This is a genomic window from Marinifilum caeruleilacunae (assembly GCF_013141825.1).
GTDB lineage: Bacteria > Bacteroidota > Bacteroidia > Bacteroidales > Marinifilaceae > Marinifilum > Marinifilum caeruleilacunae.
Genome location: NZ_RZNH01000021.1, coordinates 16,855 through 42,018, shown reverse-complemented (window position 1 = coordinate 42,018; position 25,164 = coordinate 16,855). Strand labels below are relative to the sequence as shown.

The window sequence follows — 25,164 nt, the reverse complement described above, 5'->3', positions numbered from 1 at the left end:
TATTAAAATATTTTACAATTAATTTTTATATAGAATGCTCTTCCAGGTTTTTGGACAGCATAATTATCAAAAGCCTGAACGTTGAATATATTGTTAACGTCAGCACTAATACTTAATTTCTGATTTGGGAAAGTATAGCCTATACCGAAATTATTTACATTTTGCTTAGGCACTTGGTCTTTTTTTTCACTTCCGAATTTCTCAGAATATCTGTAAAAAGATCCCACATATTTAAAGCGCCAGTAGACAAATGCCTGGGCATTGTTTTTTAGCCATGATTTAAAGTTGTAACGGGCCTCAGAATTGGCTTGGTAAAATGGAGTATTAGACATTCTTGTATTTGCCAATCCATTATCATTTCCCAATTCATCTTTGTCCGTTTTAATTACCGGATTCAGGTAGGATACCGATTGTGTTAATCTTATGCTTTGCTTATGGAAAAATTGAATTCGACCATCAATTCCTTTTATTCTAACTTTATCAAAGTTTACAAACTGAAATAGTCCAGGGTCACTAGCAGTTACCATCTTCAATTTTTGGCTTACATTTCTGTAAAATAGATTAGGAACCAATTGAATTCTATTATCTGAATCTAAATTTATATTCCAATTAAATCCGAGGTTAGCGTTGAAACTGGACTCTGGTTTTAGATGAGGATTCGAAATTATATTTAAACCATCACCTAAAACCTCGTTGGCTTCGGGAAGACGATTAGCATGTTCAAGAGAAGCACTAATCAGAAAATTCTCATTCAATTCAAAAGAACTAGCAATACCAATCCCAAAACTATTTTTACTACTTGAAACGGTTTCATAACTCGTAACTCCTGCCTCGGTGGTAGATACTTTTATATCGGCCCAATAGTAATAAGATTTTGCGAATAGATTGGTTTGTAATCTCTGATCAATTAATTTGCTTTGCAAACTAAGGCCCATTACACTTTTCTTAAAATATTGTGGTGCATAATAACCATCGGTTTTTTGGGTAACCAATGGATCTTCATCTGTTCTTTTTACATGTGTAAAAACTGTATTAAAACCTAAACTATGATTGTCCGATAAATCATACCCAATATTCAATCTATTTAAGAAAGCATTCTCGGTTAATTTATTCAAAGTGCGTTTTTGTTCTCCTCCTAATACTCTTTTCTCATCCTCAATTTCACCTAGCCAATTGTAAATGTTACGGGTTGTATCTACCCTGGAACGAATTAATTCAGAATAAGATGTAAATAAGTTTAAAGAAAGACCTTCTGTTAAAATATTATTTTTTTTATAGGTAAGATATGGCATGATAACACTTTGCTCGTAAGTTGCTTCTCCAAATGGAACAAACATTGTTGCTCCATGCTGGATTTCCTTATCCATTCCAGACAACAATAGTCCGATAAAAACCTGATCTGCTTGATCTATGCCTGTAAATCCAAAGTCTGCCTTAACTGTTTTTGACTCAAAGGCATCATGAAAACGCTCAACCGTGATCCCTCTTTTTGGAACATAGGTTACAAAACCATCTTCATTGACAACTTTCTCATCCACCTTTATATCATTGCCCCATACTTTATAATTGTTATCGGAATAATTGTAAAAGGCCGAAATTTTTCCTGTTAATCCATTGTTTTTATTTCGCCAAAATCCAGACAATGAAACTTTATGGGTATTAAATGATCCAAAAGAGTAGCTGAAATCTAAATTGTTTTTAACATCTTTTTTAGAAACTAGATTAACAGCACCCCCTAAGGCATCACTTCCCAATTCGACGGGAACAACACCTTTATAAATATCTATTCTACTAATTTGTGAAATAGGAATGGTTGCGGCTGAAAAGGAGGAACCAAAGTAATCCATTGGAATTCCATCGAGAAAGAAGCGAACCGCTTTACCTTCTAATCCATTAATACTATAGTTAACTCTTGATCCTAATCCTCCTTGCTGTCGAACTCTAACTCCTGCACTCTGACTTAAAACCTGATTTATCTCAATTGATTGTGTTTGTAGTTCTTTTACGGGAAGCGAAATGGCAGTAAAACCTTTTTCTTCTATTTTTGTCGAAGTACTTTTAGCAATAATGTCTACCTCGTTTATTTTTTCCAAACTTGGCTCAAGAACCACTATTAATCCAGGATTGGAGCTTTGTTGAATGATTATTCTTTTTTCTTGAAATCCTAAATTTCTAAACACCAATTCAACATTACTTTTTATCGAGACTGTTATTTTAAACTCTCCATTCTCGTCTGTTACTGTTCCATTCTCTGTATTATTCTCATATACTGTTGCAAATGGAATTGCATTATCATTAGGATCTAGAACAGTTCCTTTAATTGTTACAGTTTTACTTTGCGACATTGATTTTCCGATACATAGAATCACCAGAAAAATAATGGACACAAATTTTCTTATTATATTTTGATTTAATTGCATAATTAATCAGCACTATACATTTAAGCATAGTACTCCTCTTCTTTTAATTTAGATTGAGATTAAATTAATATGTGCAAAGAAAAATAATAGTGTCTAAAAAGTATTTGACAAATATCAAAAAATGCCCTCAATGCTATTTTTTAATCAACATTTCTTGAAATTGTTTCAACCTTCTTGGTTTTTGTTCAGTTCTGATTCGGCTTAGGGTTTCCAGAGAAATATCGAGATAAGAGGCAATGTGTGAGAGTTTTACTTTGCGAAGAATTTCGGGATTCTCCTTACAAAATTTCATATATCGCTCTTTTGCAGTTGTAAAACGATTGGTAATTTGATTCATAGCCAGTTTCCTATATTCATTATCCAAATAATAACAATATTTTATACTGTAGTTCAAATCACTAAATATGATATCTCTTATTTTATGAAATTGTATTTCAGCAACAATAGAATCATCTAACAATTCAATGGTGAGCATGCTTACTTTGTTATCATTTTCAATAACATCAATGGCTACAATCGGACTATTATCAGTTGCAAAATAAGTGGTTATCTCTTTCCCATCTTTATACATGAAACATCTGGCAATTCCTTTTAAAATAAAAAAGTTTTTAACCAATGGTTTTCCTTTTTCATGTAACAAGGTTCCCTTAGGTAAGTACTTTAATTCTATTACTTCCTTAAAATTTTTCTTCACCTCGACTTTTCCCAAATCATTCTCTACAATAAATTCACTTAACATACATTACACTTTAAGTTTGACTCACCATGCCTATGATTATTAGCTTTAATGATACAAACAATTAAAATGAAAAGATATACCTAGAAGTAGTGATTTAAAGTGGTACTATTATTTCGGTTCATTTTACAATCCCGATCCATCTTTAATTAACCATTATATGGTTGGCTCACCACAGTCAAACTCAACAAAAGCAAATAGATATTTTCGGAGTTCAATTTACAGATGGGTTCAAAGAAATGGTAATTTTGATTGATTTAAGCTGAAGACATACAATGGCTTACCATTTACGTCAAGTCTTCTTCTTCATTTGTGCTGTTTTTAGTCTCTATTTATGCTGTTAACTATCTAGTCGTTTGTATTTTCTCAGTATGATTTTTAAAAATAGGAAATACAACGTTTATACAAAGTATTGTTAGGTATCAGATTTCATTTTCTAACTTTCTGAATCATACATTTTCCGGAATACCATAAACCATTTCTATTTCAATGTTTGAATTTGGTATGGGGGTATGGTTGTCTTCAATTCTATCCTATTCAAGTTTCCTTATTTCTGTGAATTCATATATAAAAGAACAGGAGCGTATTGTGGTAATACGGGTATATGCTATTTAGAATTTTCGATTTTTCTTGTATCACATCTTCTGTTCTCTACCAGTATTTAGTGGGGTTTAGAGCAATACTGAAACTTAGATCAGTGACTTAGTAATTGACTTTTTCACCCTAAGTGTGTGATACCATTTATATTTATTAAAGACTTTTCTTCTAACGACTAAAAAAATCTTAAGTGGTTTATCTGGGGTAAAGTTATTTAAAAGAGGGTTGGAATTTGTTGCGAAGTGTTTCAAGATGAAGCAGGGTAACTGTGGTTTATTATTCTTGTTCTTTCCCCCGTGCTTTCCCTTAAAAAACAAAAGCTCCTGAAAATCAGGAGCTTTGTCTGCATAAGTGCGGAGAGAGAGGGATTCGAACCCCCGGTACGTTGCCGTACAATGGTTTTCAAGACCACCGCATTCGACCACTCTGCCATCTCTCCAAAATATTTGAGCGGGAAACGGGACTCAAACCCGCGACCCTCAGCTTGGAAGGCTGATGCTCTATCAACTGAGCTATTCCCGCAAGAATTTTTTCAAAGATTGAACGTTTTCAATCTGCTTGTGGGGAGAGCAGGATTCGAACCTGCGAAGACATAAGTCAACGGAGTTACAGTCCGTCCCAGTTGGCCGCTTTGGTATCTCCCCAATATGTTTCAGTACTTTTGAGCGGGAAACGGGACTCAAACCCGCGACCCTCAGCTTGGAAGGCTGATGCTCTATCAACTGAGCTATTCCCGCAAGAATATTTTTTCAAAGATTGAACGTTTTCAATCCGATTGTGGGGAGAGCAGGATTCGAACCTACGAAGACGAAAGTCAGCGGAGTTACAGTCCGCCCCAGTTGGCCACTTTGGTATCTCCCCAAAAGCAATTTTTTAAAGAACTTTGTTTCTCGATTGCGGATGCAAATATAGGTGCTTTGATAGAATATACAAGGGCTTGGAAGATTTTTTTTTCAAAAAAAATGCAGTTTTTTATGTAAGTGTTTGATTTCCTAGTAAATATTTTTGTCATTTTTTTTTAATAAACATTTCACATTAAGATTTTACTAAAGGATGGTTGTTTAAGGTTCAGTAAAACAGTGTTTTATGGCGTGATGTGTGGTTCTTGTATAGATGTGCAAAAAGTCTAACTGGCTGAGCACTAAGATTTGAAATATTATTCAACGAATAATGATTATATTCGATTGAGAAGATCTTACAATTTTAATGGGATATTAAATCCTTACCAAAATTCATGAAGAAACTACTTTTTATCATCAATCCGATTGCCGGGAAGAGCTCAGGTGCAAACATTGTTGAGAGAATTAAAAAATATCTTGATGTAAATTCGTATGCTCCGGTTTTCATTTTTTCTGAATATCCCGAACACATTTCAGAAATTAGTCGAGATGCTTTGTCAGAGAATTACCATGCCATTATTGCAGTAGGAGGAGATGGAACGGTAAACGAAGTAGGAAGAGTTCTGGTACACTCAAATATGCCAATGGGTATTATTCCCGTTGGATCGGGAAATGGACTGGCCAGGCACCTTAAAATTCCTTTATCGCTTAAAGGAGCCATGAAGCGAATTAATAAAATGGACTTGTTCGAGATGGATGCCATGCGAATTAACGAGCAATACTCTTTTTGCGTTGCAGGAATCGGTTTTGATGCTGAAGTAAGCAGAGCGTTTCAAAGAATGAAAGCAAGAGGTTTATATTCCTACATTATTGCCTGTTTAAAATGTTTTAAGCAAAGCCGGAATCAAAACTTTATGGTGAAGTGCAATGATGAAGAATATCGCTTAAACGGCTTTATGCTCTGTTTCGCCAACGCCAGTCAGTTTGGGAATAACGCCTATATTGCGCCCGAAGCAGATGTTTCAGATGGGGTTCTAAATCTTATCCTGATGAAAAAACCTTCCTTTCTTCAAATTCCACGACTTGCCTATCGAATTTTAAATGGTAAGGTATTTAAAGATGCATCATGGCGCCAAATCCTGGGATCTTCATTTGAAGTTACTCAAACAAATGAATTTGCTCATTTGGATGGTGAACCTGTAAGGCTAGGAACTTCTCTTAAGGTCAATATTGAAAAGAAGGCATTAAAGGTGATTTGCTGATACAAAAAAACGGAAACCAGTATTAGGTTTCCGTTTTCAATATCTTTTAAAAGAGAATTACTTCATCATTGCCTTAGCTCTTGTGATATATTTTTCGATATCGCGAGCTTCTGCTGACTTGGCAAAATCCTTTTCAATTTTTTCGTAAGCAGCTAATGCTTTTTTATAGTCTCCTAACATTTCGTAAGCCAAACCAGCTTTTTGCAAATAAATAGGAGTTGTAAATTCGTTAGCGTTAATCGAGCTTGCATCCATATAGTTTGAAGCAGCTTTTGCATTTTCGCCCAATTCCATATAAGCATCACCAGCAGCAGCTTTTGCTAAAGAGCTTAATAAGAAATCATCAGAGCTAAAAGAGCTTAAGAAATCAATTGCATTTTGATATTCTCCAATTCTCAAGTATGAAATTCCAGAATAATACTTAGACAAGTTACCAGCAGCAGTTGAACCGAATTCATCAGCAATTTCCAAAAAGCCAGGATAGTTCTCATCTCCATTTAAAGCCATTTTAAATGAATCTTGTTCGAAATATCTTTGAGCCTGGAACAATTGGTTTTGAGCTTCTTGTTCAAGAGGAGCTTTATAGTACTTTTGATAAGCAAAAATGGCAACAGCAACCAAAATAACAGCAAATGCAATGCTGGTTAATTTCTTCTGGTTCTTCTCTATATATTGTTCAGTTTTACTTAACGCCTCTTCTAGATTCTCGAAATTATCCGCAGTTTCCGGATTGTTTTTGTTCTTCGACATACTCAAATAATTAATAGGTTTATTTTTTCTAACGCAAATGTAATTTTTTTTAGCAAATATTAAGCATTATTAATATAAAAAATGAGAATAAATTAGAACTTAATTATTGCCACGCTTTCGCGGATTTGAATTGATTTTATTTCGTAATTTTGCAGCGTTACCTTAAAGTTTTGCACATGCATCTGGAAAAACTATCTCTAATAAACTATAAAAACATACTTGAGTTGGAATTGAATTTTTCTCCAAAAATCAATTGTTTTATCGGAAATAATGGAATGGGGAAAACCAATCTTTTGGATGCAGTCTATTACCTCAGCTTTTGTAAAAGCTACTTTTCATCTACCGATCAGCACAACATCAATCATGATGCACAGTTTATGGTTCTTGAGGGTAATTATCACCGTAAGGAATTGGAAGAGGTGATTTACTGTGGTGTAAAGCGTGGACAGAAAAAGAACTTTAAACGAAACAAAAAGGAATATAAAAAGTTATCGGAACATATTGGATTACTGCCAATTGTAATGGTTTCGCCTGCCGATGGCCGATTGATTACCGATGGAAGCGAGGAGAGACGAAAATACATGGATAGTGTAATTTCGCAATACGATAGAAAATATCTCGACGATTTAATTCGTTACAATCGTGTAATTCAACAAAGAAATAAGCTATTAAAAGATTTTGCATCGGGAACCAAATACGATGAGGATACCTTAAGTATTTGGGATGAGCAATTGGTGAATTTAGGAAGTGAGATTTATAAAAAACGTAAGGATTTCTTGCATAAACTGATGCCTGTTTTCCAGGAGTATTACTCCATTATTTCGCAAGGAAATGAAATTGTTAGCCTGGAATACAAATCTCAGCTACACGATCACTCCATGCGCGATTTGTTGGACAATGCACGTTGGAAAGACCAGGTAATGCAATACACAACTGTGGGTATTCATAAAGATGATTTGGTGTTGAACCTTGGGAAATATCCGATAAAAAAAATGGGTTCGCAAGGACAAAAAAAATCATACCTGATTGCTCTGAAACTGGCACAGTTTGAATTTATTAAGCAAATAGCCGGTTTTACGCCAATTCTTTTGTTGGATGATATTTTTGATAAACTGGATTCCAATAGAGTAGAACAAATTGTTCGCTTGGTTTCGGAAGAACGCTTTGGGCAAATATTTATTTCCGATACGAATCGCGATCATTTGGATGATATTCTGTCAGGATCTGCCCTGGAATACCAGTTGTTTGTAATCGATAATGGTGCAATTGTAAATTCAGACTCATGAGAAGAAGCAACACTCAAAAAATAGATGAACTAATCAAAGAGGTTCTGAAAGAATCGAAACTTGATGTTAAGTTGAAAGAGTATGAATTGGTCAATTCCTGGGAAAAGGTGATTGGTAAAACTGTTGCCAACGCTACTACCGAAATCTACATTCGCAACCGACGCTTGTTTGTTGCCGTTCGTTCATCAGTAATTCGAAACGAGCTCATGATAATCAGAGATGGCCTGGTGAAAGCACTTAATCGCGAAGTACAAGCCAATATCATCGATGAAATTGTGGTGAGATAAAAAAAGCACATCAATTCATGATCGATGTGCTTTCCAGGTATTTGAGATTCTTTTAAATCACTTCTGTTTGTGAGAAATAAAATGCACCTTCAATGCAGGCATTCTCATCGCTATCAGAACCGTGTACTGCATTTTTCGACATCGATTCTGCAAATTCTTTACGGATTGTACCTTCCTCAGCTTCTGCCGGATTGGTAGCGCCAATCAGTTTTCGGAAAGCGGCAACAGCATCTTCCTTTTCCAGGATTGCTGCTACAATCGGACCTGAACTCATAAAATCTGTCAGCTCATCATAAAATGGTCTGTCTTTATGTACTTCGTAGAATTTTTTAGCTTGTTCTTTAGAAATTTGAGTGTATTTCATGGCTGCAATTCTAAAACCAGCTTCGTTAATTTTTGCAAGAATTGCTCCAATATGTCCAGCTGCCACTGCATCTGGCTTAATCATTGTAAAAGTTCTGTCGCTTCTCATTAATTTGTGTGTATAAGTTTAATCTTGGTATACAAAAATAATATTTCCGCTTAGGCATGCAATAGAATCGGACGAATTTATTTGGATTAATTCTAATTAATTTTCCGTAAGCTTGTGCAATTCCATCATCGATTATTTTTTCATGATGAAATCTGCACCGCAATCTTTATCTTTACCCACTAAAATTGAATCATCTTACTCAATAGAGAATGAATAATATAAAGAATAGAATTGATATTGATTTGATTGCCAAGGCTGAAGCTTTGTTGTACGAGTCGGAAAAAATTGCAATAATTCCCCACTCTGGTCCAGATGGAGATGCTATCGGGTCATCGCTGGCATTGTACCAATATCTGAAGAAAAAAGGTAAAATGCCTAAAATTGTGAGTCCAAGTGCATACCCGGTATTTTTAAATTGGTTGCCAAAAAACTCGGAAGTCATGATTTATACCAATGGCAAAAAAGCTGCCGAGGAGTATCTGAAATCATCCGATTTGGTTTTTATTGTCGATCACAACTCTTTTAAACGATCGGGCGATTTGGAAAAAATTCTTCAGGATCTGCCTGCTAAAAAAATCATGATCGATCATCATCCCGAACCAGAGCAAATTGTGGATGTAATGTTCTCTGATACTTCGATGTGCGCAACCTGCGAATTAATGTATGAATTTATAGAAGCCCTGGGAGATGAGAACCTAATCGATACTCATATTGCCGAGTGTTTGTATACTGGAATTGTTACTGATACAGGCGGGTTGAGCTACAATTCGTCAAACCCGAGAACCTACCAGATTGTGGGCGATTTGTTGGCAAGAGGTATCGATAAAAGTAAAATTCATTCGAATGTTTACGATAACTTCTCTACCGACAGAATGAAGTTGTTGGGACATTGTTTGGATCGAGGTCTTGAGGTTTTGCCGGAATATCAAACGGCAATTATTACACTTACCAAAGAAGATTTATTGAAGTTCAACTACAAGGACGGCGATACTGAAGGTTTTGTAAACTATCCTTTGTCGATTCAGGGAATGCTGGTTTCAGTCATTTTCATCGAGAAGGAAGATATGGTGAAGATCTCCTTCCGTTCGAAAGGAAATGTGCCGATTAATGCTGTTGCCGCCGAATATTTTAATGGAGGTGGTCATATGAATGCAGCAGGAGGTCGAACTACCGATCAGCTGAAAGATGCTATTGCCAAATTTAAAGAGGTTTTACCGGCTTTTTATAAGAGTTTAAATCAGTAAAACCTTTATTTAGACGATAAAAAGGACTTGATGGTATGATATTTGCACTATTTCAGACGACTAAAGTCTTGTCTTTAATTTAAATAGTGGTTTTGTAAATTTTAGGATATCATGAGACGAAGTCAAGAAATAATCCCGGTTTTAGGCGGTCGGGATTATGCCTAAATTTTTAACTATGAGTTTCGCAGCGCAGGTTTTACAATCTGCGCTGTTTTTGATTTTATTTCTCCCTGTGAATAAGGAAAATTGCTGGTTTTTTATGCAAATCGATATCCATTCCTTTCCAGGCTTTTACCGGCATGGTTTTAATAAATTCGCTCTCCATGGTAATGTCAACTGCAATGCACAATTTTGTTCCGCCACTGCAATTGGCAATTAAATCTTCTACCAGCTTATTGTTGCGGTAGGGCGCTTCAATAAAAATCTGGCTCTGGTTTTCGCTTAATGATCTTGAGTCCAGTTGTTTTATTTTTTTAGCTCTTTCGTTGGCCTTTATGGGCAAATATCCGTTAAAGGCAAAGTTTTGTCCGTTAAAACCCGAGGCCATTAGCGACATTAAAATAGAAGAAGGACCAACCAAAGGAACCACCTGTATGTTTTTTTCGTGAGCCAATTTTACCACGTCGGCACCAGGATCGGCAACACCAGGGCAGCCTGCTTCAGAAATGATTCCTATATCGAAATCTTTAATCGCATTCAGGTAGCCTGATATTTCGTTGGGAGAACTGTGCTTGTTCAGCTCATAAAATCGAAGTTCATCAATATTGATGGCAGAATCTACCTTTTTCAGATATCGGCGAGCAGTCCTGATATTTTCTACAATAAAATGTTTAATGTTTGGGATCAACTCCTGAATGTCCTGGGGAATAACCTGATTGATTGATGTATCACCCAATGTAGTTGGGATCAAATATAACTTGCCTTTCATGATTCTGTTTATTTTCGGCAAATGTACAAAATAATTGATTCAATGAATGTCTGGAGCTTAATTGGAATACAAAATGAGTCAACCATAAAATGGGATTTAGAATTGATTATTTATTTCTATCTGGAATTAGTCTAAATAATTTTGAATCCAATGAAAAATATTTCATCTTTGCATGAAAATCATAGGATTGTCTTACAAAATGAAAGAATTTGCTACAAAAATCATATTAAATAGAAACTTTATCCTGGTCTTGGCTGTTATTTTGGGTTTACTAATTGGTCAGTACGCTTCTTTGTTCAAAAACTATACTTTTTATGTTTTGGCCGTAGTTATGACCTTTTCAACTACAGGTATTTCAACCAAAGCCATGTTCCCATTAAAAGAGATGATCAAGCCAATGATAATGGGTTCTCTTTTAAATTATGTGGTTTTTGGGGCAGTGGTAATTACACTTTCCTATTTTATTATGCCAACACCGGAATTGTTTCTTGGCTTTGTAGTGATTGCATCTACGCCGCCTGGGGTTGCTGTTATTCCATTTTCTCATATCCTTGACGGGGATTTAAAATATGCCATTGTAGGAACATTGGGAGCCTTTATTTCTTCTTTGTTTTTTGCGCCCCTCATTGTAGGCCTGTTTTCTAATGTTGATGGGGGAATTAATCCCATAGATTTGTTTATTGCCATGGTTCAGCTGGTATTAATACCATTACTGATTTCCCGCTTCTTATTGTGGGCGCCAATTAAACCCACCATCGAAAAGGTAAGGGGGCGAATTGTCGACTGGGGTTTTGCACTAATAATTTTTACGGCTGTAGGTTTAAACCGACAAGTATTTTTTTCTAATTTTGAGATACTCTTGCTGGTTTCCCTGGTATTATTCCTTGGGATTTTTGGATTGGGATGGACCTATGAAAAAATAAGTAAAAAAATGGGTGTTTCGGCACCTGTGGCCATGACTCAGAATTTGTTGGTGACTGTAAAAAGTTCTGGATTTGCCGTAGTAACAGCCTTAACGTTGTTTGGCGAAAAAGCTGCAATTCCATCGGCTGTATTAGCTGTATTTGTCCTGGCTTACTTATTATTCCTTTCCATTCGAAAAGAACTTCGGGATCAGAAAAAACCAGACAAATCAAGAGGTGAACTCTGATAGGAATAAAGTATGGTAAAACTAACTTTTCTTGGAACTGGAACTTCTCAGGGAGTGCCCATTATTGCATGCAAATGTCCCGTGTGTCAATCCAAAAATAAGAAGGATAAGCGATTGCGAACTTCTGTTTTGGTTCATGTAGACAATCAGAATATTGTAATTGATAGTGGACCTGATTTTAGGTATCAAATGCTTCGAGCCGGGGTTGAAAACATTTCGGCCATACTGTTTACGCACGAACATAAAGACCATACTGCAGGATTAGATGATATTCGTGCATTTAATTGGGTGAACAAAACTGCCGTAAATATTTATGCCGAAAAACGTGTGCAGGAGTCATTGAAAAAGGAGTTCGCCTATGTATTTGCAGAGTTCAAATATCCTGGTATACCACAAATGAATTTAATTGAGGTTACAAATCAGCCTTTTCGAATTAATGGCACCACCATTCAGCCCATTAGAGGAATGCACCTAAAATTACCGGTTTATGGATATCGCATAGGCGATTTGGTTTATATTACCGATGTGAATTACATCTCGCCAGAGGAAAAAGAGAAGATCAAAGGAGCAAAAATATTAGTGGTTAACGCACTGCGAAAAGAGAAGCATATTTCTCATTACAATTTATCTGAAGCATTGGAATTGGTAGAAGAAATCAAACCCGAAAAGGCTTATTTTACACATATCAGTCACCAAATGGGATTCTATGATGATATTCAGGCCGAACTTCCCGAAAATGTCTACCTGGCCTACGATGAGTTGACGATAGAAGTTTAAAGGTCTAAAGGTCTAAGAGTCTAAAGGTCTAAGAGTCTAAAAGTCAAAAGGTCGAAAAGTATTTATTTTTCTACTTTTCGGATAAAAATTACGCTTACTCCACCCAGTATCAGGAAAATTGTTCCGGCAAGCATTAAAGCCGACGAAATGCTGTAATGATCGGTATACCAACCAAGAAATGGTCCAATGGCAGCAAAGCAAATTCTGATGATAAAATTACGTACCGAAAGAACAGTTGCTCTCATGTCAGATTCGGTAATCCGATTGATATAATCTTTCAGTACAGGAGTAGCAATACCTCGAACGAAATAGAAGAAAAACAGAACGCCAACACCAATTAAAGAGTGAAACCATCCACTTAGGATAAAGCCACTTGATATCCCGATTACGATAAAAACAGAGGTACCAATTTTCCCTAAATATCCTTCGACCCGATGAGCTAAGAGGGCAACGAAGCCAACGGTTAAATTCAGTAAGGTCCATATTACACCAATGGTGCTTACTTCCATATTTAAATCTTTAAGATAGGGCTGAATAAACCAGGCCAAAGTAAGTGTAGCGCAACCAATAACTGAAGAAAGCATGATGTTCCAGCGAAGTTTTGCACTATCCCAAAGTGAGAATTTTACAATGGACAGAATGTGCGTGAATCCTGCTTTTGTTTTTTTGGAGTCCTGATTTGGATCAAGAAGCAATATGGCTGCCGGAATGGCAATAAATGCAATAAAAGACTGCAGGATAAATGGCGTACGTAAACTAATTAATGCCAGGCTTCCGCCAGCAATACCAGCAATGGCTTCGGCAAAATTACCGATAGACATCACCCGGCTTTCCTGCTTTAAATATTCCTTTTCTCTTTTCATTTTTAAGAGACTATCGTAAAGCATCGCTGAATCGGAACCGGAAATAAAACTACTCCCAATTCCAAGAATTAATTCTGCCGCAAGAAATCCTGTAAAACCATAACTGAACGAGTAGACCACAAAACCAAGACAACCAAGAATTGACCCTAAAATGAGTGATTTTTTTCGTCCCCATACATCGGCAAGGTAACCCGACGGTATTTCGAGAATGACCACAGCAACCGAATAAATTCCTTTAAGGGTAAGAACATCCTGCATGCTCAATCCATTTTCCTGGTAAAACAGAACAATAATGGGCATGGTAAGCATGAACCACTTTGCTATTTTAATAGCGTATAGTTTGGGAATATTTCCGGCGTAAGTTCTTGTCATTTTTGTGAATTGAACTGCAAAGATAATTTCTCTATTCAAATCTTAAAATATCTTGATAAAAGAGATATGATTGTTGAAATATTCTTCTGTAAATCTGATGGATATGGGATAATTTTTCCGTAAATTTAAGAGTAAGGGCTTGATTTTGTGTTGAGTTTGGGTGGAAAAATAGTAGACTCGAACGTGGAAATGTTCAACTTGAAAAAACTTTGAACTATGGGAATGACACTAATCGAAAAAATCCTGGCGAACCATTCCAAGGAGAAAGTCGTTTGTCCGGGAGATATCGTGGATATTGAGATAGATGTGCGTGCTGCGCGCGACTTTGGAGGTGCCAATGTGGTTAAAAATATGCAGGATCATCAACTGAAAATTCACGATCCTTCTAAAACCTTCTTTACTTTCGATTGCAATCCAACCGGATCGGATCAAAAATACGCAGTAAACCAACAAATATGTCGTTTGTTTGCCCGCGATAATGGTGTGAAAGTTTTCGATATCAATACAGGAATTGGTACCCACACTTTAATTGAAAAAGGCTTGGCTTACTCTGGTTCTACTGCGGTAACTACCGATTCTCATGCAAATATATTGGGTGCTGTTGGGGCTTTCGGTCAGGGAATGGGCGATAAAGATATTGCCGCTGCAATTCACAAGGGAAAAGTATGGTTCAAAGTGCCAAAATCTGTTAAAATTAACCTTAGAGGAAAAAGACCTAAAGGGCTTTACGCCAAAGATATTGTACTTGGCCTGTTGGACCATTTTGGAGCGAATTCGCTACTTGGATATTCGGTAGAGCTGTATGGGGAAGAGGTTGATAAATTGACCCTGGACGAAAGGATTACGATTGCTTCTATGGGAACGGAAATGGGTTGCATCATCCTATTATTCACGCCCAACGAAGCAATAATGGAGTACAGTGAATTTCGCCGAGGTGAGAAATTGGAATTGATTAAGGCCGATAAAGATGCTGAATATGAACAGGAATTTCATTTGGATCTGGATCGCTTCGTTCCAAGACTTGCTTTACCTGGAGAGCCGCACAATACAGTTCCTGTGAAAGAATCGACAGGTGTGCATATCGATTCAGCTTTTATTGGGAGTTGCACCAATGGCAGAATGGAAGACTTTAGAATTGCTGCCAAAATCCTGAAAGGGAAGAAAATTGCACCTGGAGTTGTGTTTAAAATTGTTCCAGCTACCGATGAAATCTGGAATGAATGCTTGAAGGAAGGGTTAATCAACATCTTTAAAGAAGCTGGTGCCATGGTTTCCAATGCTGGCTGTGCTGGCTGTGCAGCCGGACAGGTTGGTCAGAATGGTGAAGGAGAAGTAAGCATTAGTACAGGAAATAGAAATTTTCCGGGGAAACAAGGCAAGGGAAAAGTATACCTGGCATCGCCGGCTACTGTTGCTGCATCGGCCATTGCAGGCTGTATTGTATCGCCCGATAAAATACCTGATAAACCCTTGGTTCGGGATCATACTTCAAATCGAATTGTAACTGATACTTTGGATCAAATTCCTGGCGAAAAAGACTCAAAGCCAAAAGTTGTTGAGGGCAGAGTGTGGTACATTCCTATGGATAATATCGATACCGATATGATTTTCCACAACCGATATCTAACAATAACCGATTTAGATGAGATGGGAAAATACACCTTTGATAATTTGAAGGGATTTGAAAACTTTTCAAGGGTTGTGATGGCTGGAGATATTGTGGTGGTTCATAAAAATTTTGGAAGTGGAAGTTCAAGGCAGCAGGCTGTTGATTGTTTCAAGGCTTTGGGTGTGCAGGCTATTGTTGCCGAATCGTATGGAGCCATTTATGAGAGGAATGCGATTAACGCAGCTTTCCCTATTGTTACCTGTAAAGCGATATCCAACCTGCACTTATCAAATGGCGATGATGTTCGCATAAACTTCGAAACTGGAGAGATTCAAAATCTGACCAAAGAAATCTCTGTACTTGGAGAACGCTTCTCCGAGGTTCAACTTGAAATCTACCAAAATGGTGGCTTGTTCTAATCATCAGTAAATAACCATGTTAAATCTTACATTTGTTGAGAAGATCTTAGGGGCAGAATGTGGGAGCATTGTCTTTAAAAAACCTGATATTGTATTGACCCATGATAATACTGCAAGCATACAGAAAACCTTTTATAAAATGGGAGGAGAAAAAATTCTCGACCCCAACCAATTGTTGGTAGTGCTAGATCATAACGCACCTCCTACCAATGCAAAACTTGCCAACGATTACCAGGCGGTAAGAGAGATGGTTGCCAAACAGAGAATTGAAAAATTTTACGATTCGGGCTGCGGAATTTGCCATCAAATTATGTCGAATCATGCAAAACCGGGAATGTTAATTGTTGGGAGCGATAGCCATACCTGCACGGCTGGAGCTTTTAATGCTTTGGCAGTTGGAATAGACAGAACCGAGGCAGCTGGCTTGTGGAAAAGAAGCGAGACCTGGTTTCGAGTTCCCGAAACAATAAAAGTTACCTTAAAAGGAAAGTTGCCAAAAGGAGTTTACGCCAAGGATTTATCTCTTTGGATTATTGGCATGATCGGATCGGCCGGAGCCAATTACATGTCGATAGAGTATCATGGCCCTGGAGTAAAGCACCTTAGTATTTCTGAAAGAATGACCATTGCCAACCTGGCTTCGGAAATGGGAGCCAAGAATGCAGTATTTCCACCCGATGAAGTTTTGGAAAGGTATTATGGCGAAAAAGTGAAAGGAGTTTGGGCCGATTCGGGAGCAAAATACTATAGGGAGTACGAAGTTGATTTGAATGATTTGATTCCATTGGCAGCAGTTCCCCATCATGTAGATAATGTAAAATCGATATGTGAGTTGCAGGGAAAGAAATTGCAGCAAGGATTGATAGGAACTTGTACCAATGGGAGAATAGAGGATTTAAAAATAGTTGCAGATATTTTGGATGGTAAGAAAATTGCAGATGGTTTTCAATTGCTAATTACGCCTGCCTCAAAAGATATTTACCTGGAAGCCATAGATGAAGGCATTATTTCTACCCTTTTGCAAGCAGGAGCAACTTTGTTGGGGCCTTCCTGCGGACCATGTTTGGGAACCGGACAGGGGATTCCTGCCGATGGATTTAGTGTAATTTCTACTGCCAATCGTAATTTTTTGGGACGCATGGGCAATAAAAATGCCAGTATTTACCTAGCTTCGCCTGCCACAGTGGCCGTTTCGGCTTTGAAAGGTGAGATTAGCGATCCGAGGGGTGAGGAAATTGAGGTTCGAACATATCCTTTCAGAAAACTATACAATTCCAAGAATCAAATTGCCAGGGATGATAATAGAAAACATAGTGGGGTTTGGGATTATTCAGATATCGATAACCTAAATACCGACCAGATGTTCTCAGGGAGTTTGACTTATGAGATTCTTAGCTCTGATCCAGAGGGAATTCGACCATATTTGTTCAAGGATTTTGATGAAAATTTTGCTTCTAAAGTGGAGGAAAATGATATCCTTATTGCAGGAGAGAATTTTGGTTGTGGAAGTTCACGTGAGCATCCTGCTGTTGGTTTGGCTCATGTTGGTGTTAAAGCGGTAATTGCAAAATCGGTGAATCGAATATTCTATCGGTCGGCCATTAACCAGGGCTTGTTGTTGATTGTAAACCGAGAAATTGTTGATGCCTATTGCAGGGGTTATAAGTTGGATATTGATTTCCAGAAAGGAACAATTTTAATGGGAGACAAAGAGTTTAACATTCCGGTATTGCCGGATAAACTAAAGCAAATTATCGATTGTAAGGGATTGGTAAATTGGATTCTTTCTGAAACCTAAGTATTTACTGTTCTGTGGCTATTTTTTTTGAAAAAAAATCGTAAAAACATTTGCGTAGGAACGCAATTAATCCCTATATTTGCATCGCCTTTTAAGGATGGTCCAGTAGCTCAGTTGGATTAGAGCAACAGCCTTCTAAGCTGTGGGTCCCAGGTTCGAATCCTGGCTGGATCACAAAAACTTTCTTAAAGGAGTTTAAAAATTTAATGTTTCTATAAGGCCGGTCCAGTAGCTCAGTTGGATTAGAGCAACAGCCTTCTAAGCTGTGGGTCCCAGGTTCGAATCCTGGCTGGATCACGAAAGGGTAGCAAATTGCTACCCTTTTTTTGTTGTTCCTCATTTTCCGATCACCTTCCCAAGTTGGTATCTACACTTTTTAAAAAATCTCTTTTCGTTTTCGATGAAATCGTACATGCATTTGTCCGTTAGCGGACAAATATTATTTGCCTAATTTTTGTAATGATCACAAAATGAGAGCAATGTAATGTGTGGCATTAAAAGTGTTATTAGGGTGGTGCATGCGATTTTAAATTGTTTTTACGCTTTGTCTATCCATTACAATGCTTTGCTTGTAAACAAATATTGGGGTTTTGTTTAAGCCGCTTGTAAGCATTGAAGAAATTAGGGAGTCAAACAATTAACCACTAAAGTATTAAAGAAATTATTATGAAAGAAAAATTACTAGTAACCATTCTATTGTTGTTTAGTTTCGCTGTTTTTGCCGAAACCGAAGTGGCTGTGGGTGATAAGAATGGTTCGTTAACGGGTGTGATTATTGATGAGAAAACCAAAGAGCCTCTGCCATATGTAAATATTGTAATTCGTGATGCCAATCAGAAAATTTTAACTGGTGGTATTACTGATATGGAAGGAAAATTTAGCATTAAAAAAATCCCACACGGGAAAAACCTTGTTGAAATTCAATTTATGGGATACAAACCATATAAACGACAATTGGATTTTTCTAAAAAAATCTCGGCGCATAAACTAGGTACAGTTCGATTAGAGGAAGATACAGAGATGTTGGGCGAGGTGACGGTAAGAGCTGAATTATCGACCATAACTCAGAAAATCGACCGTAAGGTGGTGAATGTGGGTAAAGACCTAACCGCAGCAGGAGCTACAGCTTCGGAAGTTTTGGATAATGTTCAATCGGTAAGTGTGAACAGTCAGACAGGAGCAGTTAGTTTAAGAGGGAACGAAAATGTGAGAATTTTGGTAGATGGAAAACCTACGAATATTAGTCCGGCTCAATTGTTACAGCAAATTCCATCAACATCGATTAAAAGTATCGAGCTGATTACCAATCCTTCTGCCAAGTATAATCCGGAAGGAATGAGTGGAATTATTAATATTGTTTTGAATAAAAATTCGAACATTGGTTTTAATGGTAACCTGAACCTGGGAGTTACCAGGGGTAAAAATACACGTGGTAATGGTTCCCTTGATATGAACTATAAAACCGGGAATGTGAACTTTTTCCTAAACTACGGTGCCAATGGAGGTAAAAGAAATAACTATGGTGATGTGTTGAGAAGCTCGCTGGATGAGAATGGAGAGGCAATTTTAACGGATGACCTTTTTCAGAAATTTGAATTTGATAGCGAAAACTACTCTCACTTATTAAAGGTAGGAGCCGATATCTATTTAAATGAAAAGAATACACTTTCTTTTTATACGACACAAAACTTTCGTGAAGGTGATTTTGATGGAACCACGAAGATTTATAGAGGCAATAGCCTGGATTTTCACAATTTAATGAAATCGAAAACCGATAATTCTACGGGTACATATAATATTAACTATAAGATTGACTTCGAAAAAGAAGGGCATAATCTTGAATTTGAAGCGACCTATAGCGAAAGTGATTCTCCGGAAGATGCAAACTATACGGAGTTGTTAAACCCAGATGATTTAACTTCGAATTATTCAGATAATATCGAAAATGATTATACCAACACGCTTTTAAATTTGGATTATACCAATCCATTATCGGAGAATACCAAACTGGAATTGGGTTTGGAGCTTAGATATAATGATACCGAAAACCAAAGAGTAACAGATCAGTTCGATTTTACAAATACCAAAATTGACAATTCGGCCTTTACTTACGATCGAAGCATTTATTCGGGATATGTGAATGTAAACCATAAGATTGATAAATTCTCGATGCAGGTTGGAGCGAGACTTGAGCAGTATGAAGTAGATGGAGAATTTATGAAGGGGGATGAAAGAGCTAAATATACCGATAGTCGTTTTACCGTTTATCCTTCTGTTTTCTTCACTTTCAACCCAAGCGAGAAGAACCAGTTTCAATTAAGCTATAGCCGAAGAGTCGATCGTCCTTCAATTCAGCAGGTGAATCCAATTCGTGAGTGGAGTACTCCATTGATCAGTTCTTTTGGTAATCCTGATCTGGAACCACAGTTTACCAACTCTTTTGAGTTCAACTATACAAAAGGTTTAAAGAAAGGTTCGGCTACATTTGGGGTTTTCTACCGTCGAGTAAATGGAAATATTTCAAGGGTTCTGAACAAAGATCCTTTGGATGTTGAAAAGGTAGAAATGTCGTACTATAATACAGATAGCAACGATCGATATGGTGTTGAATTATCAGCCAACTATCGATTTGCAAAATGGTGGTCGATGAATGCCAGTTCCGACCTTTACATTCAGAAAGAAACAGGAGTTTCCAATGATGAGAATCTTGAGATTACCAACAACTCATTTAATGTTAGGGTAGCAAATAGTTTTACGGCAACCAAAAAATTAAGATTCCAGTTGTTTGCCATGTATCGTGGTGGTGGAAAAGACCTTCAGTTCGAAGTTGATCCAATGTGGATGATTAACACTGGTGCAAGCTACAGAGTTTTAAAAGGAAAAGGAACGATCACCTTTAGGGTGAATGACATTTTTGAAGGAATGAAATTTAAGTTCGATTCTGAAGTACCATACAAACAAAATGGTGAGTTCCATTGGGAGAGCAGAACAGCTTACCTGGGTTTCTCTTACCGATTTGGTAGCGGTAAAAACAAAGCCAAGCAGCGCAAGCGAAGAGATAATCGCGAAACGCAAGGTGGCGGCGGATTTATGTAGAAATTACAACAACTACATACAATTAGTTTAATTGTAATCTCCCTGTTCTGAAATGAGCAGGGAGATTTTTTATGTTTTTAAATCTGAACAAAGGCTAATCCAGGTAAACTGATTTTGTTCGGAATGATTCTTGTACTCAGTTCCATTATTCATCCAATAAAGATTCATTGCCATGAAAAAAATATTCCTAAGCATACTTTTTGTACTTCTGCTCCTCAACTCTTATGCACAAGAGTTCCAACAGAAATTATCCGATGCAGCAAAAGAAATCATCAACCAGGAGGTAATTTACGATCCATCTTATTTTGCAATAGATTATCCCAATGGTGATGTTCCAGCAGATAGAGGAGTGTGTACCGATGTTGTGATTCGTGCCTATCGTTTGTTGGGAATCGATCTGCAAAAGGAAGTGCACGAGGATATGAAGGCTAATTTTTCTTTGTATCCCAATAATTGGGGATTGAAAACCACCGATAAGAATATTGATCACAGAAGAGTGCCGAACCTGATGACCTTTTTTGAACGAAAAGGAAGTGTAAAGGAAAAGAGTGGAAAACCGCAAGATTACTTGGCTGGAGATATTGTTTGTTGGGATTTAGGTGGAGGAATTACTCATATCGGAATCGTAATCGATCAGATGTCGAAGGATGGGAAAAGACCTTTGATTGTTCACAATATTGGTGCGGGCCAGGTTGTGGAGGATATACTGAACAGATATGCCATAATTGGACATTATAGCTATCAAAAATAAACGGATGGGAAGATTGTAATTGCACTTTAATCGGGGCTTTTTTAAATTAGATAGATGAAATGCCCAAACTAAAGATCATGAAACTTAAAACACTAATTAAGGCCATCGTTTATGGAATAAGTGCAATTGTTATTCTTGTATTGATTTGGTGGATATATCCTGCTCGTACTCCAAAGATTAAATCTAAAAATTCAATTGCATCCCTTGAATATATTGCAATTGGCGGTGTAGAGCAATCGGTTCTCATTCGCTCACACAATAAGGAGAACCCAATTTTGTTATTTATGCATGGCGGACCGGGAATGCCAATGATGTATTTGGCTCATGAATTTCAGCGACCTTTGGAAAAGAACTTTACCATTGTACAATGGGACAGGCGGGGAGCTGGAAAAACTTTTGCACGAAATGTGCCTAATCCGCAGAGTATGTCTGTCAGGCAAGTTATTCAGGATGCATACGATTTGATTGATACGCTTACAAATCGTTATAATCATGACAAAGTTTTTTTAGTTGGACACTCTTTTGGCTCCTACTTATCAAGTATCATGGTTCACGAAAAACCAGAAATGTTTCATGCTTATGTGAGTGTTGGACAGGTGGTTGATTCCCACGAAGCCATAAAAATTCAGAAGAAATTTCTGATTCGTGAAGCACAAAACAGGGGAATGGACAGTTTGGCACTGGAATTAGAAAACGGTGATGAAATGTATTATGAGAATTGGTTGTTCAAGTTTGGAGCCGAATTAAAGAACAGCACTTCTTTTCTTCCACTGATTTTGTCGGGCTTACAAGCACCCGAATATGCACTTCCCGAAGTGAGTGCCGTGGCAAAAGGATCTTCATTTAGTTCGCAACATATGAAATACAATGTATTGGATTCGAGTATACTAAAGAGTGTTAAATACTATAAGATTCCAGTTTATTTTTTTGCAGGTAAAAAGGATTATACAACGCCATTTGAGCTTGTAGAACGATATTTTAACCAGATACAAGCACCTCGAAAAGAATTAATCTATTTCGAAAATTCCGCTCATTTTCCATTTTTTGAAGAGCCTGATCGTTTTTGTGTAGAACTGGAAAATGTCTTGTTGAGCTCATCTTACTAAAAGCTTAAACTTTTAACAGGCTATTGATTTTACATGATATCTTGTGTAATTTCAATAGAAGTTTGATTGAGATAAACTGCTTTTGAATTAGAATTTAATACAAATCTTAATACTCAAATTATGACAACACTTAATGTTTACCTTACTTTTAATGGAAATTGCGAAGAAGCTTTCGACTTTTACAAATCGGTTTTAGGTGGAGAATTTACACATGTAGCTCGCTTTGGTGAAATGCCTCCTTCGGATAACTGTGGGCCGATTTCTGAAAAAGATAAAAACCTGATAATGCATGTTTCCTTACCAATAAGTAAAGAAACTGTATTAATGGGGAGCGACTCATCAGAAGCATTTGGCCCACTTCCAACACAAGGAAATAACTTTTCACTGTCGCTCGATACAGATTCCAAAGAGGAAGCCGATCGAATTTTTGCAGGACTTTCGGATGGTGGAAATGTAATTATGCCAATGGATAAGACCTTTTGGGGTTCGTACTTTGGGATGTTTGTCGATAAATTTGGTATTCAGTGGATGGTGAGCTTTCAGTTGGAAGGACATTAAAAGTTTTTGAAAGATGATATTTTATCAAAAAGCCGCGAAATATTGCGGCTTTTGTCTTTTTATAGACGTAAATATCGAAAACATTTTTGTCTTGTATCGTTAATCCCAACTATTCCTTTACCTTTGCCGCTCATTTATAAAAATTTATGACATTTGACAAATTAAATATTGTAGAACCAATATTAAGATCGATAGAGGCGAAAGGATATACCAATCCCACTCCAATTCAGGAACAAGCAATTCCAGTTTTATTAGAAAAAAGAGACCTTTTGGGCTGTGCTCAGACAGGAACCGGAAAAACGGCAGCCTTTGCCATTCCAATTCTTCAGAATTTATTGGAAGATGGGAGAGGTAAAGGAAAGCGAAAAATTAAGGCATTGGTGGTGACTCCTACCAGGGAGCTGGCCATTCAAATCAAAGATAGCTTTACCGAATACGGATTACATACAGATATTGAAAATACGGTAGTATTTGGAGGTGTAAAACAGGGAGCACAAACACAAGCTTTGGAAAAAGGTGTTGATGTGCTGGTTGCAACACCAGGCCGTTTGCTTGATTTAATGAATCAGGGGTTTATTTCCTTGCGGGATATCAGGTATTTTGTGCTCGATGAGGCAGATCAGATGCTGGATATGGGATTTATTTACGATATCCGAAGAATTATAGATCAGTTGCCAAAGCGCAGACAATCATTGTTTTTTTCGGCCACAATGCCTCCTAAAATTGTAAGCCTGTCGAAGCAGATTTTGGGAAATCCTGAAAAAATTACCATTCAACCGCAGCAAACAACGGCTGAGCGTGTTGAGCAATCCATTTATTTTACCAGCAAAAGATTGAAGTCGAAACTTTTAACGCACTTGTTAAAATCGAGGGAGTTGGGATCTACTTTGGTGTTTTCGAGAACCAAGTATGGAGCTGATAAAATTGCAAGAATACTAAAGAAGGCTGATATTAAAACAGAAGCCATTCATGGGAATAAAACCCAGAATTCAAGACAGAAAGCACTAAATAATTTCAAGGAAGGTACAACGAAAGTGCTGGTAGCTACCGATATTGCAGCTCGTGGGATTGATGTTGCAGGTTTGGCTTTGGTGGTGAATTACGATTTGCCTAACATTCCAGAATCTTACGTGCACAGAATTGGAAGAACTGGTAGAGCCAATGCGAGTGGTGTAGCCATTTCCTTTTGCAGTCAGGATGAGATGCCATATTTAAAGGATATTCAGCGATTGATCAAAAAGAGCATTCCGGTTGTGAAAGATCATCCTTTTCCGGCTGAAGATATGCCTGAACTTCCTAAGGAGGAGAAAAATCTTGAAAATAATAGCGAGAAAAAGAAGCCTCGTTCACGATCAGCTAAATCCAATAATTCGGGCAAGAAGGATTGGAGAAGAAAATCTAATTCAAAAGGTCGATCTGGATCGCAAAATAGACCTGGATCACCCAAGAGGTCAGGAAAGAAAAGATCATTTAAAAGATAAGCTATGGATCAGAAAGATTTCGACAAAATCAGGAAGATTAAAAAAGAACACAGAGAAGCTTATAGCCCTTGGAACAGGGAGGCTGATGATGAACTGATTAACCTCTTTTTTGACGGAGTGCCCGTTGGCGAAATGGCTGTAAAACTAAAAAGAACCAAAGGAGCTGTGCGTGCTCGTATTCGAAAAATGGAACTTAGCAAGATCAAGAAGAAATAGCGTTCTTTGTAAAATACAGCAGCTTAAAGAGCTGTTCATAAAAGATCGAATAGAGCAGTCTGTTCGATCTTTTTTTGTGGAGTTTTATAATTAGAATCATTATGATCGGTATTTAGTTTGAATATTCATTTTCAATGGCTAATATTA

20 protein-coding genes and 7 tRNA genes are annotated in these 25,164 nt (G+C 37.2%); 16 read left to right on the top strand and 11 right to left on the bottom strand.

What is annotated here, in order from left to right:
• Positions 1–2 precede the first annotated feature (2 nt).
• From ELS83_RS12955 to ELS83_RS12925, 7 genes are all read right to left on the bottom strand, one after another.
• Complete coding sequence (locus tag ELS83_RS12955; RefSeq protein WP_171595979.1) at positions 3–2,387, bottom strand: carboxypeptidase-like regulatory domain-containing protein; 2,385 nt, start codon at positions 2,385–2,387, stop codon at positions 3–5.
• 166 nt (positions 2,388–2,553) lie between these two features.
• Entirely contained in the window at positions 2,554–3,159 is a 606-nt protein-coding gene (locus tag ELS83_RS12950; RefSeq protein ID WP_171595978.1) for a Crp/Fnr family transcriptional regulator, read from the bottom strand.
• 948 nt (positions 3,160–4,107) lie between these two features.
• Positions 4,108–4,192, bottom strand: a tRNA-Ser gene (locus tag ELS83_RS12945).
• Between the two features lie 10 nt (positions 4,193–4,202).
• Positions 4,203–4,275: transfer RNA gene (locus tag ELS83_RS12940), tRNA-Gly, on the bottom strand.
• A gap of 39 nt (positions 4,276–4,314) precedes the next feature.
• Positions 4,315–4,397: transfer RNA gene (locus tag ELS83_RS12935), tRNA-Tyr, on the bottom strand.
• Positions 4,398–4,417: 20 nt separating this feature from the next.
• A tRNA-Gly gene (locus tag ELS83_RS12930) sits at positions 4,418–4,490 on the bottom strand.
• Positions 4,491–4,531: 41 nt separating this feature from the next.
• Positions 4,532–4,614 (bottom strand) — tRNA-Tyr (locus tag ELS83_RS12925).
• Between the two features lie 373 nt (positions 4,615–4,987).
• Between ELS83_RS12925 and ELS83_RS12920 the strand changes: the two genes are divergently transcribed.
• On the top strand, positions 4,988–5,854 hold the full coding sequence (locus ELS83_RS12920; protein WP_171595977.1) for a diacylglycerol/lipid kinase family protein: 867 nt from the start codon (positions 4,988–4,990) through the stop codon (positions 5,852–5,854).
• Positions 5,855–5,911: 57 nt separating this feature from the next.
• On the opposite strand, the gene ELS83_RS12915 is transcribed toward ELS83_RS12920, so the two are convergent.
• Positions 5,912–6,604 carry a tetratricopeptide repeat protein gene (locus ELS83_RS12915; RefSeq protein WP_171595976.1) on the bottom strand — a complete coding sequence of 231 codons (693 nt, stop codon included), beginning with the start codon at positions 6,602–6,604 and terminating at the stop codon, positions 5,912–5,914.
• A gap of 176 nt (positions 6,605–6,780) precedes the next feature.
• Here ELS83_RS12915 and recF point away from each other — a divergent pair, with 176 nt between their 5' ends.
• Positions 6,781–7,890, top strand: a complete 1,110-nt coding sequence (gene recF / locus ELS83_RS12910; protein ID WP_171595975.1) for a DNA replication/repair protein RecF — start codon at positions 6,781–6,783, stop codon at positions 7,888–7,890.
• A complete protein-coding gene (locus ELS83_RS12905) occupies positions 7,887–8,177 on the top strand; it encodes a DciA family protein (RefSeq protein ID WP_171595974.1) in 291 nt (96 codons plus the stop codon). Before recF ends, ELS83_RS12905 begins: the two co-directional genes overlap by 4 nt.
• Before the next feature lie 52 nt (positions 8,178–8,229).
• Here ELS83_RS12905 and ELS83_RS12900 read toward each other — a convergent pair whose 3' ends face one another.
• Entirely contained in the window at positions 8,230–8,649 is a 420-nt protein-coding gene (locus ELS83_RS12900) for a nucleoside-diphosphate kinase (protein WP_171595973.1), read from the bottom strand.
• Positions 8,650–8,858: 209 nt separating this feature from the next.
• On the opposite strand from ELS83_RS12900, the gene ELS83_RS12895 reads away from it, so the two are divergent.
• Positions 8,859–9,893, top strand: a complete 1,035-nt coding sequence (locus ELS83_RS12895; protein WP_171595972.1) for a DHH family phosphoesterase — start codon at positions 8,859–8,861, stop codon at positions 9,891–9,893.
• A gap of 220 nt (positions 9,894–10,113) precedes the next feature.
• Here the strand turns inward: ELS83_RS12895 and ELS83_RS12890 are convergent, their stop codons facing one another.
• The gene (locus ELS83_RS12890) at positions 10,114–10,821 is read right to left on the bottom strand and encodes an SAM-dependent methyltransferase (RefSeq protein WP_171595971.1); all 708 of its coding nucleotides are present in this window, start codon (positions 10,819–10,821) and stop codon (positions 10,114–10,116) included.
• Positions 10,822–10,993: 172 nt separating this feature from the next.
• Here ELS83_RS12890 and ELS83_RS12885 point away from each other — a divergent pair, with 172 nt between their 5' ends.
• Positions 10,994–11,971, top strand: coding sequence for a bile acid:sodium symporter family protein (locus ELS83_RS12885; protein WP_171595970.1), 978 nt, complete (start codon positions 10,994–10,996; stop codon positions 11,969–11,971).
• Between the two features lie 12 nt (positions 11,972–11,983).
• Positions 11,984–12,748, top strand: a complete 765-nt coding sequence (locus ELS83_RS12880) for an MBL fold metallo-hydrolase (RefSeq protein ID WP_171595969.1) — start codon at positions 11,984–11,986, stop codon at positions 12,746–12,748.
• Between the two features lie 62 nt (positions 12,749–12,810).
• On the opposite strand, the gene ELS83_RS12875 is transcribed toward ELS83_RS12880, so the two are convergent.
• Positions 12,811–13,983, bottom strand: coding sequence for an MFS transporter (locus tag ELS83_RS12875; protein ID WP_171595968.1), 1,173 nt, complete (start codon positions 13,981–13,983; stop codon positions 12,811–12,813).
• Positions 13,984–14,199: 216 nt separating this feature from the next.
• Between ELS83_RS12875 and ELS83_RS12870 the strand changes: the two genes are divergently transcribed.
• From ELS83_RS12870 to ELS83_RS12825, 10 genes are all read left to right on the top strand, one after another.
• Positions 14,200–16,011, top strand: a complete 1,812-nt coding sequence (locus ELS83_RS12870; RefSeq protein ID WP_216616537.1) for an aconitase/3-isopropylmalate dehydratase large subunit family protein — start codon at positions 14,200–14,202, stop codon at positions 16,009–16,011.
• A 16-nt stretch (positions 16,012–16,027) separates the two neighbouring features.
• The gene (locus tag ELS83_RS12865; RefSeq protein ID WP_171595967.1) at positions 16,028–17,809 is read left to right on the top strand and encodes an aconitase/3-isopropylmalate dehydratase large subunit family protein; all 1,782 of its coding nucleotides are present in this window, start codon (positions 16,028–16,030) and stop codon (positions 17,807–17,809) included.
• 99 nt (positions 17,810–17,908) lie between these two features.
• Positions 17,909–17,983, top strand: a tRNA-Arg gene (locus ELS83_RS12860).
• Between the two features lie 48 nt (positions 17,984–18,031).
• Positions 18,032–18,106: transfer RNA gene (locus ELS83_RS12855), tRNA-Arg, on the top strand.
• Between the two features lie 369 nt (positions 18,107–18,475).
• Positions 18,476–20,905: a TonB-dependent receptor gene (locus tag ELS83_RS12850; RefSeq protein WP_171595966.1), complete on the top strand. Its 2,430-nt coding sequence runs from the start codon at positions 18,476–18,478 to the stop codon at positions 20,903–20,905.
• Positions 20,906–21,077: 172 nt separating this feature from the next.
• Entirely contained in the window at positions 21,078–21,656 is a 579-nt protein-coding gene (locus tag ELS83_RS12845; RefSeq protein WP_171595965.1) for a DUF1287 domain-containing protein, read from the top strand.
• A gap of 308 nt (positions 21,657–21,964) precedes the next feature.
• Positions 21,965–22,762: an alpha/beta fold hydrolase gene (locus tag ELS83_RS12840; RefSeq protein WP_430438938.1), complete on the top strand. Its 798-nt coding sequence runs from the start codon at positions 21,965–21,967 to the stop codon at positions 22,760–22,762.
• Positions 22,763–22,882: 120 nt separating this feature from the next.
• A complete protein-coding gene (locus tag ELS83_RS12835) occupies positions 22,883–23,320 on the top strand; it encodes a VOC family protein (RefSeq protein ID WP_171595963.1) in 438 nt (145 codons plus the stop codon).
• Between the two features lie 146 nt (positions 23,321–23,466).
• A complete protein-coding gene (locus ELS83_RS12830; RefSeq protein WP_171595962.1) occupies positions 23,467–24,801 on the top strand; it encodes a DEAD/DEAH box helicase in 1,335 nt (444 codons plus the stop codon).
• Positions 24,802–24,804: 3 nt separating this feature from the next.
• Positions 24,805–25,017: a hypothetical protein gene (locus ELS83_RS12825; protein ID WP_171595961.1), complete on the top strand. Its 213-nt coding sequence runs from the start codon at positions 24,805–24,807 to the stop codon at positions 25,015–25,017.
• The last annotated feature ends 147 nt before the right edge of the window (positions 25,018–25,164 follow it).

What these genes read in the sequence shown, in the direction of transcription:
- ELS83_RS12950 (WP_171595978.1), bottom strand. Translation starts at nt 3,159, where the DNA reads ATGTTAAGTGAATTTATTGTAGAGAATGATTTGGGAAAAGTCGAGGTG.
- ELS83_RS12920 (WP_171595977.1), top strand. Translation starts at nt 4,988, where the DNA reads ATGAAGAAACTACTTTTTATCATCAATCCGATTGCCGGGAAGAGCTCA.
- ELS83_RS12915 (WP_171595976.1), bottom strand. Translation starts at nt 6,604, where the DNA reads ATGTCGAAGAACAAAAACAATCCGGAAACTGCGGATAATTTCGAGAAT.
- recF (WP_171595975.1), top strand. Translation starts at nt 6,781, where the DNA reads ATGCATCTGGAAAAACTATCTCTAATAAACTATAAAAACATACTTGAG.
- ELS83_RS12905 (WP_171595974.1), top strand. Translation starts at nt 7,887, where the DNA reads ATGAGAAGAAGCAACACTCAAAAAATAGATGAACTAATCAAAGAGGTT.
- ELS83_RS12900 (WP_171595973.1), bottom strand. Translation starts at nt 8,649, where the DNA reads ATGAGAAGCGACAGAACTTTTACAATGATTAAGCCAGATGCAGTGGCA.
- ELS83_RS12895 (WP_171595972.1), top strand. Translation starts at nt 8,859, where the DNA reads ATGAATAATATAAAGAATAGAATTGATATTGATTTGATTGCCAAGGCT.
- ELS83_RS12890 (WP_171595971.1), bottom strand. Translation starts at nt 10,821, where the DNA reads ATGAAAGGCAAGTTATATTTGATCCCAACTACATTGGGTGATACATCA.
- ELS83_RS12885 (WP_171595970.1), top strand. Translation starts at nt 10,994, where the DNA reads ATGAAAATCATAGGATTGTCTTACAAAATGAAAGAATTTGCTACAAAA.
- ELS83_RS12880 (WP_171595969.1), top strand. Translation starts at nt 11,984, where the DNA reads ATGGTAAAACTAACTTTTCTTGGAACTGGAACTTCTCAGGGAGTGCCC.
- ELS83_RS12875 (WP_171595968.1), bottom strand. Translation starts at nt 13,983, where the DNA reads ATGACAAGAACTTACGCCGGAAATATTCCCAAACTATACGCTATTAAA.
- ELS83_RS12870 (WP_216616537.1), top strand. Translation starts at nt 14,200, where the DNA reads ATGGGAATGACACTAATCGAAAAAATCCTGGCGAACCATTCCAAGGAG.
- ELS83_RS12865 (WP_171595967.1), top strand. Translation starts at nt 16,028, where the DNA reads ATGTTAAATCTTACATTTGTTGAGAAGATCTTAGGGGCAGAATGTGGG.
- ELS83_RS12850 (WP_171595966.1), top strand. Translation starts at nt 18,476, where the DNA reads ATGAAAGAAAAATTACTAGTAACCATTCTATTGTTGTTTAGTTTCGCT.
- ELS83_RS12845 (WP_171595965.1), top strand. Translation starts at nt 21,078, where the DNA reads ATGAAAAAAATATTCCTAAGCATACTTTTTGTACTTCTGCTCCTCAAC.
- ELS83_RS12840 (WP_430438938.1), top strand. Translation starts at nt 21,965, where the DNA reads ATGATGTATTTGGCTCATGAATTTCAGCGACCTTTGGAAAAGAACTTT.
- ELS83_RS12835 (WP_171595963.1), top strand. Translation starts at nt 22,883, where the DNA reads ATGACAACACTTAATGTTTACCTTACTTTTAATGGAAATTGCGAAGAA.
- ELS83_RS12830 (WP_171595962.1), top strand. Translation starts at nt 23,467, where the DNA reads ATGACATTTGACAAATTAAATATTGTAGAACCAATATTAAGATCGATA.
- ELS83_RS12825 (WP_171595961.1), top strand. Translation starts at nt 24,805, where the DNA reads ATGGATCAGAAAGATTTCGACAAAATCAGGAAGATTAAAAAAGAACAC.